The sequence below is a fragment of the Brachyspira pilosicoli genome, from assembly GCF_019402445.1.
Lineage (GTDB): Bacteria > Spirochaetota > Brachyspiria > Brachyspirales > Brachyspiraceae > Brachyspira > Brachyspira pilosicoli_B.
This window is the reverse complement of sequence record NZ_SRZM01000149.1, coordinates 1-9,821: the sequence shown is the minus strand read 5'-3', so window position 1 is coordinate 9,821 and position 9,821 is coordinate 1. Positions and strand designations below refer to the sequence as shown.

Below are 9,821 nucleotides of genomic sequence, written 5' to 3'. Positions count from 1 at the left end.
TCAAGAAGCAAAAAAAAGAGGATACACAGCCTGTAAAGTATGTAATCCTCCTGATTAATTATCATTGTTTATAATCGCTATTATATTTAATTATTATTTGCCAAAAGAATAACAAACTTAAAAATCTTATAAAAATAAAATTATAATATTAATTTCTTCTAAATATTTTTAAGTAAATCTACCACAAACTCGTAGTTGTTTAGGCTCATTATATGCATTTTTTTATGTATCTTTAGCATGTCTTCAAAAAGTTTAGATGATAATTCTATTGCTGTTTTTCTCTCTTCTTCTTCTGATTTATCGCTTGCTTTTTTTAATTTGCTTAGCCATTTCTCTGGTATATATGAGCCTGATAATTTGTAGTATATAAAATATGCTGTCTTATAAGTTAATACAGGAAAAAATCCGGGTACTAATATAGGCTTTTCTTTTAATGGTAATTCATCAATGCATTTCAATAAAAATTCCAATCTCTCAACTTCGTATATTGGCTGAGTAAATATTGCCTTAACTCCAGAATTAGCCTTTTTAGCAAGTCTTACTTTTAAACTGTCATCATTTTTAGCATAACTGTTTATAACACAGAATGGATATATTGGCTTTAATGGTTCTTTGAAAGTAAACTCTCCTAAACTTTTTGATTTATTTAAGTTTTTTATTATATCTATTAATAAATTTGAGTTTCCTTCAAATACGCCTTTAGCTTGTTTTTGATTTCCATTAGCTATAGCATCACCTGTAACTGCAAGTATCATTCTTATATCAAAATAATTCGCTCCGATTAAATCATTTTGTAAAGCTATTGAGTTTTTGTCACGCATCGTTTGTGTTGCAATGAATGGCTTATTATTGTTTAGCCTTTGCTGTAATTGTATTGCTGCTAATATTGGAGATATTTTAATATTTGCAAAAGGGGAATCGGTTACTACAAATGCATCTACATAATTTTGTATTTGAGAATTATTTATTTTCTCTTCTATATAACTTAAATCATATTTTGCCTGAGGTGATATCTCTAGAGTAAAAGTATACTCATCATTATTTTCTAACTTTTTTATAAAACTTTCTATATTGCTGTTCATTTAATATATAATATTCTATAATAGAAAAAAGTCAAACTCGATTGTTATTTGATTATACATTTTCTTTATATTGTTTATTTATTTTTTTGTAGTAAAATATATTACATTTAAATATTGGTAAATTGTATATGACAGATAAAAAAATTAAGCAAGAAGAAAAATATAAATATTTAACTCAATCTAATATAGAACCATTAATTATAAAAATGGCTATCCCCACAATTATTAGCATGCTAACAACATCATTTTATAATATGGCAGATACTTTTTTTGTAAGTAAGATTAACACTCAATCTACCGCTGCAGTTGGAATAGTATTTTCTATGATGGCTATAATACAGGCTATTGGTTTTTTCTTTGGGCATGGTTCTGGTAATTATATTTCTATTAAATTAGGAGCTAAAGATACTCTTGAAGCTTCTAAAATGGCTGCTACTGGTTTTGTATCTGCTATGATAGTTGGGTTTATTATATTAATATTTGGAATTATTTTTATAAATCCTTTAGCATATATATTAGGCTCTACAAATACAATACTGCCTTATTCAAAAATCTATATGAAATATATTTTAATAGGTGCACCATATATGACGGCTTCTATTGTACTTAATAATCAATTAAGGCTTCAAGGAAATGCTTTGTTTGCGATGATAGGTTTAATAAGCGGAGCTATAATCAATATAATATTAGACCCTATTTTTATTTTTTATTTTGATATGGGAATAAAAGGTGCCGCTATAGGAACTATAATAAGTCAATTTATAAGTTTTTGTGTGCTATTAATTGGCTCAAATGTATGGGGTACACTTCCTATTAAATTAAAAGATTTTTCTCCTAGTTTAGAAAAGTACAAGGCTATAATTGTTGGAGGTCTTCCTAGTCTTTGTAGGCAAAGTATATCTAGTTTTTCCACTGCTTTTTTAAATACATCAGCTTCTATTTTTGGTGATGCTGCAATAGCTGCTATGTCTATAGTAAATAGGGTATCTATGTTTGCTAATTCTGCAATCATAGGTTTTGGTCAAGGTTTTCAGCCTGTATGCGGTTTTAATTATGGAGCAAAAAAATATGATAGGGTTATACATGCTTTTTATTTTTGTGTTAAAGTTTCTACTATTGTGCTTATAATATTTGCTTTTATAATTTTTATTAATTCTCATTCAATAGTAAATCTTTTTAATAAAGAAGATGAGGCATTATTTGATGTTACTAATAGAGCTTTACGTTATCAAGCATTAACTCTTCCGTTGTGGGGACTTATAACTTTATCTAGTATGATTCTTCAAACTACAAGAAAAACAATAAGAGCTTCAATACTTGCTTTAGCAAAACAAGGTATATTTTTTATACCTATAGTTTATATATTACCAAAGTTTTTAGGATTATTTGGTATAGAAATAGCTCAGCCTTTAGCAGATTTATTTACTTTTATTATATCAATACCTTTATATTATAGTATAATAAGAGAAATGAAAATGGAACTAAAAAATAATACAAAAGTAACTTAATTTTTAAAACTTAATAATAATATATTTTTATAGTTTTATTTTATATGATGTAATTGTATATAATGTTTTGACAAATAAACATTATAATGTATAATTTATTAGAATAATAGTTATTTTATGGAATTAAAAAAATATATATGAGAGAAATATTTTTACGATTAGAAAGTGAGAATGTTGAAAAAAGACTACAGGCCCTTGATGAGTTAGAAAAACAAATATCTACTGCCGATAAGAAAGCTGTTATTAAAGTATTAAAAGAACATATATTAGATTGGGACGAAGAGGTTAGGGCTAAAGTTGCTCATTTATTAAAATTATACATGGAGAAATAATATATGGCGAGAATAATATCTTTTTCTAGTGGAAAAGGTGGAGCTGGAAAAACTTTATGTTCCGTCAATTTTGCTAGTGAATTAGTTTCCAAAGGTTATAAGGTACTAGTTTTTGATATAGATATTAATTGTTCTAATGTTTTTATATTGTTGCAGGTAAAACCTCAGTCTAAATTACAGCAATATTTTGAAGGAGATATATCTTTAAAAGATTGTATATTGAATAGTCCTTTTAATATAGATGTTATTAGTGCGGGAGTTAATATACAGAAACTTTTACAGTTTGAGAGTGATTTTTATTTGTCAAAACTTGCTAATGATTTAAAAGCCTTATCTGAAGAATATGATTATGTTATTATAGATTATGCTGCAGGAATCACACAATCTATGTTAAAATTTTACGAGATTTCTGATGATATTATATTAGTTGCTAATCCTGAAATAACCTCGCTTACAGATTTGTATAGACTTATAAAAATGATATGCTCTAATAAAATTACAGAGAAGCTTTATTTGGTTGTAAACAAAGTAAAAAATATTGATTGGGCAGTTAATTTATATAAAGAGATAAAAAAGGTTGTTGATAAATTTGAACTTAATATAGAACTTAATTTACTTGGACCTATATTATTTGATGAAGAGAAAGTAATGATGTCTATTCAAAAGAGAACGCCTCTAATAATTCTTTATCCTAGAACACCTATAAAAGGCGGATTTTCTTTAGCTGTTACAAGGTATTTATATGATACAGGCGAAATGAAAGAAGATAATAATATTAAGGATAAAGCTTTTTTAGATTTCTTTTAATCTTTTAATAATACAAAATATTTATAAATTGTGATAAAAAAGTAAATTAATATTATAAGAATACTTTTTATAGAGTTGCAAAGGTATTTTTTATTTCCTATACTGAGAATATATAGTTTTCATATGTAGGAGGTAGATATGCTATTTAAAAAACTAGGTTTTACTAGCAAAGAAAATTTTAGGGCATTTATTACTGTTATAACAGCAGGTCAAATAATATATTGTGCCTTTGAAGCTTTTAAGGCTAGTTTTTATACACCGTTAATAACGATGTTAAATATTACTAATACTCAATTTGGTTTTTTATTTACATTGATAGGTTCTGCTATGTTCTTTTATATTCCAGCAGGTTGGCTAAATAATAGGTTTACGCCTAGACAGTTAATAATTAGCGGACTTATTATAAGAATTATAGGAACAGTGTATATGGTAGCAGTTGTAAATGCCTCATATATATCATTGTGTATAGTTGCTTTATCTTGGGGTATAGTAGATGCTTTCTTCTGGCCTGCTATTTTAAATGGTACTAGGCTTTTTGCTAGTGAAGAAAATCAGGGTATTGCTTTTGGTTTATTAGAATCAGGCAGAAGGGCTATGGAACTTGGAATGAATGCTTTAGCATTATTTATATTTACTGCTTTAGGTTCAAGTCCTACAGCTATGAGAATAATAATAAGTATTTATACTGTTTTAATAGTATTATGGGTGTTTTTATCATTTAAATTTATACCTAATATAAAATTATTAAAATCAGAAACTAGCACAGAAAAAAACAAAGAGGCATTATCTGGACTTATAAAAGCATTATTATATCCTGAAGTATGGCTTTCTGGTCTTATTGGTATGTCAGTATATACTGCTTATATAGCAGTTGTCTATTCTGTTCCTTATATGCAAAATGTTTTTGGATTATCCACTTCACAGGCGGTTGTTTTTGGTTTATTTAATGCTTCTGGAATAGGTATATTGGGCGGTATAATAGGCGGATTATTAGGTGATAAAGTATTTAAATCTCCTGTAAAAATGCTTTCTTATTCTTTATTATTAACAGTAGTAGTACTATTGGGTGTGGTACTTACTCCAAAGAATCCTGATTATTTGTATATAAGTATGATATTAATGTTTATATATTCTTTTGTTATATTTATATCAAGGTCTGTTTATTTTGCTCCTATAGGTGAAGCAAATATACCTAAGGAGTTTAGCGGTTCTGCTATGGCTGTAGCAAGTTTCTTAACTTATTCTCCTGTATTTTGGGCTTATGGAGTAAATGGTGCATTGATTGATATGAATAAAGATAATCCATCTCAGGGTTATTATTATATATTCTTAATAGGATTAATTTTTACTATTGTAGGAGCATTGTCTGCAATAATTCTATCAAGATTAATAAAAATAAGAAAAGCAAAAGCTCAATCAAATGAATAATAAAAAATCTATTTAAGGAGTTTTATATGTATTTAAGAAAAGTAATAGCACATAGAGGATTTTCTCATGAGTATCCAGAAAACACTATGTTAGCATTTCAAAAAGCAATAGAACTTGGAGTAAAATGTATAGAAACAGATGTAACTATATTAAAAGACGGCACACTTGTGTTATTTCATGATTATGAAACTAAAGACCATACAGATTATGACGGCATTATAAATGATTTAGATTATAATGCAATACAAAATATAGATGCTGGTTCTTGGAAAGATTCAAAATTTAAAAATACTAGAATACCTACTCTAAAAGAATTAATAGATTTATGCAAAAAAACAAATACAATAGTGAATTTAGAGTTAAAAGGCGAAGCTTCCAAAAATGAAAAATATTGGGATAGCATAGTAGAAAACACTGTAAAAACTGTAGCAGACAATAAAGCAGAAGATTTAATATTTTATTCTAGTTTTGAATTTGATATGCTTAGAACACTAAAAAAAATATCAAAAAACTCAAAATTTGGAATACTGCTTTGGGAAGAAACAGCTCATTGGAAAGATATAGCCGATGAATTAAAACCTCAGTCTATGCATCTATATGACCAAACTATAAATAAAGATTTAGCTAAAAATATTAAAAATGATGGATATGAACTTTATATATATACTGTAAATTCTATAGAACTTGCTAATGAACTTTATTCTATAGGGGTAGATGGAGTGTTTACAGATATGGCTAATATATTTGATAAAAAATTGTATTAAAATTATAAATAAAAAAGGAGGTAATTTAAGAATAACTTATTTACCTCCTTAAATATTGTCATATAAGTAATTATCTATAGTAATAATATCTCATTCTATATGAGTTTAATTGAGTTAATTGTTCTTCTGTAAGAACATCTAAAACAGTAACATCTTTTTCTATTCTAAGATAATCAATTTCTTTTTCTAAATCTTTTCTTTGATTTATTAAATCTTTTATCAAGTTTAAATCTAAATCAATTTTTTCTCTTTCAAGTTTGAATTTATAATCAATGCTTCTTTTTTGATATTCTAAATCATTGATTTTTAATTCATATTCATAAGATATTTGACCCATTTCTTCAAGCTGAGCATCTGTTAGATATATACCAGCATTTCTGCACATTCTGTATATATCACCTCTAGGACCGCCCATAGCCCTTGGCATAGCTCTTTCTCTTGGACCTGGTGCAGGCGGAACATCACCACCTCTTGGAGCAGGTGGCTGAGCAAATGCCAATGCTGATACTAATGTTAATATAAATGTAGATAATAATAATTTTGATTTCATTTCTAGTAACTCCTGTTTTGTTTTTGTATTATATTAGACGAAATTATAGGTGTGAAAGTTCCCGACTATAATTAAAAATGCAATTATTTTTATAAAGTTATATATAAAATGTTGATTTTTTTATATATTTAATTATCATTGTTGTATAACAAATTATAGTCATTATAATTTATTAAATTTTATATCGGAGTGTGTAAATTATGGGAAAATTAGGAAGAGTTTTATGGTTAGTATTTGGAATATTACTTATTATATCAGGCATAGCTACTATATTTAATCCAGCAGAAACAGTATTGTTGTTAGCATATATAATAGGCTTTTTAACAATATTCTCTGGAATAAGCACTATATTTTATTTTTTCAGTTTAAGACATTTATCAAGTTCTCTTTTAATTTTGGCAGATGGTATAATAACAACTATATGTGGTATTATAATCATATCTAATCTCACAATCAGCGGTGCATTTATACCATATATGGTTTCATTTTTTGTAATAGTGAGAGGGGTTATTGCTGTATCTTCTTCTATAGAATTAAAAAAAGAAGGTTATAGTAAATGGGGACTCTCATTATTTAGCGGAGTATTAACTTTATTAGCTGGAATTGTATTAGCATTTAATCCTATACTAGGTGCTGTTTATGTTAGTGTAGTTATTGGAATTGGTTTAATACTTTATGGTATTGTTACTTTGCAGCTTTGGTTTGCTTATGGCAATTTTTTTAAGGACTAATATAAAATTTTAATATTAAAATATAAATAAAAAAATATTAATTTACTAATTGATAAAAAATAATATTGTTGTATAGTATTACTAATAACAATATTATTTTTTTTATTTTGAGGGAAAAGTATGCCAATATATGATATAGAAATGATAAGAAAGTTTTATTTAAACTATTCTAATAAAGTTAATAGTGTTAAACAAAAATTAAATAGGGCATTAACATTATCAGAAAAGATATTATACGCTCATTTGTATGATGGGAAAACAATAAAAGATTTTAAGAGGGCAGAAGATTATGCAGATTTTCGACCAGATAGAGTTGCAATGCAAGATGCTACAGCACAAATGGCATTACTTCAATTTATGAATGCTGGAAAAACTTCTTCTGCAGTACCTGCAACAATACACTGCGACCATTTAATAGAGGCTTGTAAGGGTGCTGAAGAAGATTTAAAAAATGCACTTAATGTTAATAAAGAAGTTTATAATTTTTTGGAGAGTGTTGCTAAAAAATACGGACTTGGTTTTTGGGAGGCTGGTTCTGGAATAATACACCAAATAGTTTTAGAAAATTATGCTTTTCCGGGTGGCATGATGGTAGGAACAGACTCTCATACACCTAATGCAGGCGGTCTTGGAATGCTTGCTATAGGAGTAGGCGGAGCTGATGCAGTTGATGTTATGACAGGTATGGAATGGGAGCTAAAAATACCTAATATAATAGGGGTGAGATTAACAGGCTCTTTAAATGGTTGGGCTAGTGCAAAAGATGTGATATTAAAATTGGCAGGAATATTGACGGTTAAAGGAGGCACTAACTCTATTATAGAATATTTTGGAGAGGGTGTTAATAGTTTATCGGCTGCTGGTAAGGCTTCTATTTGTAACATGGGGGCAGAAGTTGGAGCTACCACTTCAATATTTCCTTATGACAATAATATAAAAGAATATTTAATTGCTACAGGACGAGAAGAGATAGCTAAACTTGCTGATGAAAATATAAATAATCTAAAAGCAGATGAGGAAGTGTATAATAATCCAGAGAAATATTATAATAAAATAATAGAAATTAATTTGTCTGAATTAGAGCCATATATAAACGGACCATTTACTCCAGATGCAGCTTGTACTATAAGTGAGTTTGCTAAAAAAGTTGAAGAAAATAAATATCCTACAGCTATGGAAGTTGGTTTGATAGGCTCTTGTACTAATTCTTCTTATCATGATTTAAGTAAGGCTTCTTCAATAGCTCGTCAGGTAATAGAAAAAAAATTAAAAGTAAAATCAAAAATAATAATTAATCCTGGCTCTGAAGCTTCATATAATGCAGCTTTGAGAGACGGTATAATTGACGACTTCAAAAAAATAGGTGCTGTGATAATGACTAATGCATGCGGACCTTGTATAGGGCAGTGGAACAGAGAAGAGAAAGACAACACAAGAGCTAATTCTATAGTAACATCTTTTAACAGAAACTTTGCTAAAAGAGCAGACGGTAACCCTAATACTCATGCATTCGTTGCTTCTCCTGAAACTGTAATGGCTTTAAGCATAGCAGGGGATTTGAGATTTAATCCTCTAAAAGATAGTTTAATTAATGAAGAAGGAAAAGAAGTTAAACTAGATGCCCCTGTTGGAATAGCTTTGCCAAAAAACGGACTTAGCACAGAAAATAAAAACAGACAAAATTTCCCAGACAGTAGCGTAGAAATTATAATAGATAAAGAGTCAAAACGTTTACAGTTATTAAAGCCTTTTGATAAGTTTAATATAAAAGATTTTGAGAATATGCCTTTGCTTATAAAAGTTAAAGGTAAATGTACAACTGACCATATATCAATGGCTGGACCTTGGTTAAAGTTTAGAGGTCATTTAGAAAATATTTCAGACAATATGCTAATGGGGGCTGTTAATTTCTTTAACGACAAAACAAACTCTGTATTTAATCAATTAAGCAACAGTTATAAAGAAGTTTCAAAAACAGCAAAAGAATATAAGCAAAAAAATATTTCTTCTATAGTGGTTGCAGAAGAGAACTATGGAGAAGGCTCAAGCAGAGAGCATGCTGCAATGGAGCCAAGATTTTTGAATGTTAAGGCAGTGCTTGCTAAAAGTTTTGCTAGGATACATGAAACTAATCTTAAAAAACAAGGTATACTTGCTATAACATTTAAAAATAAAGATAATTATGACAAGATAGAAGAAAAAGATAAAATAAGCATATTAGGACTTGATGATTTTAGGCCTAAACAAAACTTAACTGTTAAAGTAATTCATCAAAATGGAAGTGAAGAGATTTTTGAAGCAGTTCACACCTATAATGAAGCACAGATTGAATGGTTTAAAAACGGAGGAGCATTGAATAGTTTAATGAAAAACTAATTTATATAAATTTAAATGTTTTATATTTTTTATAGTATCATAAATAAAAATTTATTTATGAGTTATATAAGTATGAATTTATAAATAAAATATTTTAATATATATTGAAACAATTAGCTTTTGTTAATTTTTAGTTATTTATGAATATAAATTATAATTTTTTATAACATAAAACTATAATTGTAATACAAGATAAAACCTAAATTTAGATTAAAAAATGCAGTTCTTTTGGTTCTTTTATAC

At 27.7% G+C, this 9,821-nt stretch carries 9 protein-coding genes; 7 read left to right on the top strand and 2 right to left on the bottom strand.

Annotation, left to right across the window (positions count from 1 at the left end):
- Window positions 1–158: 158 nt before the first annotated feature.
- On the bottom strand, window positions 159–1,082 hold the full coding sequence (locus E6A48_RS05955; protein ID WP_219709151.1) for a methylenetetrahydrofolate reductase: 924 nt from the start codon (window positions 1,080–1,082) through the stop codon (window positions 159–161).
- A 128-nt stretch (window positions 1,083–1,210) separates the two neighbouring features.
- Here E6A48_RS05955 and E6A48_RS05950 point away from each other — a divergent pair, with 128 nt between their 5' ends.
- The 5 genes from E6A48_RS05950 to E6A48_RS05930 all read left to right on the top strand — a co-directional run bounded on the left by E6A48_RS05950 (window position 1,211) and on the right by E6A48_RS05930 (window position 5,921).
- Window positions 1,211–2,590, top strand: coding sequence for an MATE family efflux transporter (locus E6A48_RS05950; protein ID WP_219709150.1), 1,380 nt, complete (start codon window positions 1,211–1,213; stop codon window positions 2,588–2,590).
- A gap of 137 nt (window positions 2,591–2,727) precedes the next feature.
- Window positions 2,728–2,922, top strand: a complete 195-nt coding sequence (locus E6A48_RS05945; RefSeq protein WP_219709149.1) for a hypothetical protein — start codon at window positions 2,728–2,730, stop codon at window positions 2,920–2,922.
- A 3-nt stretch (window positions 2,923–2,925) separates the two neighbouring features.
- Window positions 2,926–3,729 carry an AAA family ATPase gene (locus tag E6A48_RS05940; protein ID WP_219709148.1) on the top strand — a complete coding sequence of 268 codons (804 nt, stop codon included), beginning with the start codon at window positions 2,926–2,928 and terminating at the stop codon, window positions 3,727–3,729.
- 138 nt (window positions 3,730–3,867) lie between these two features.
- Complete coding sequence (locus E6A48_RS05935; RefSeq protein ID WP_219709147.1) at window positions 3,868–5,157, top strand: MFS transporter; 1,290 nt, start codon at window positions 3,868–3,870, stop codon at window positions 5,155–5,157.
- 26 nt (window positions 5,158–5,183) lie between these two features.
- Window positions 5,184–5,921, top strand: a complete 738-nt coding sequence (locus E6A48_RS05930; protein WP_219709146.1) for a glycerophosphodiester phosphodiesterase — start codon at window positions 5,184–5,186, stop codon at window positions 5,919–5,921.
- A gap of 70 nt (window positions 5,922–5,991) precedes the next feature.
- On the opposite strand, the gene E6A48_RS05925 is transcribed toward E6A48_RS05930, so the two are convergent.
- A complete protein-coding gene (locus E6A48_RS05925) occupies window positions 5,992–6,471 on the bottom strand; it encodes a Spy/CpxP family protein refolding chaperone (protein ID WP_219709145.1) in 480 nt (159 codons plus the stop codon).
- Between the two features lie 200 nt (window positions 6,472–6,671).
- Here E6A48_RS05925 and E6A48_RS05920 point away from each other — a divergent pair, with 200 nt between their 5' ends.
- Together E6A48_RS05920 and E6A48_RS05915 are read left to right on the top strand one after the other, a co-directional pair.
- Window positions 6,672–7,202, top strand: a complete 531-nt coding sequence (locus tag E6A48_RS05920; protein ID WP_219709144.1) for an HdeD family acid-resistance protein — start codon at window positions 6,672–6,674, stop codon at window positions 7,200–7,202.
- A 120-nt stretch (window positions 7,203–7,322) separates the two neighbouring features.
- Window positions 7,323–9,578 carry an aconitate hydratase gene (locus tag E6A48_RS05915; RefSeq protein WP_219709143.1) on the top strand — a complete coding sequence of 752 codons (2,256 nt, stop codon included), beginning with the start codon at window positions 7,323–7,325 and terminating at the stop codon, window positions 9,576–9,578.
- Window positions 9,579–9,821: the final 243 nt, after the last annotated feature.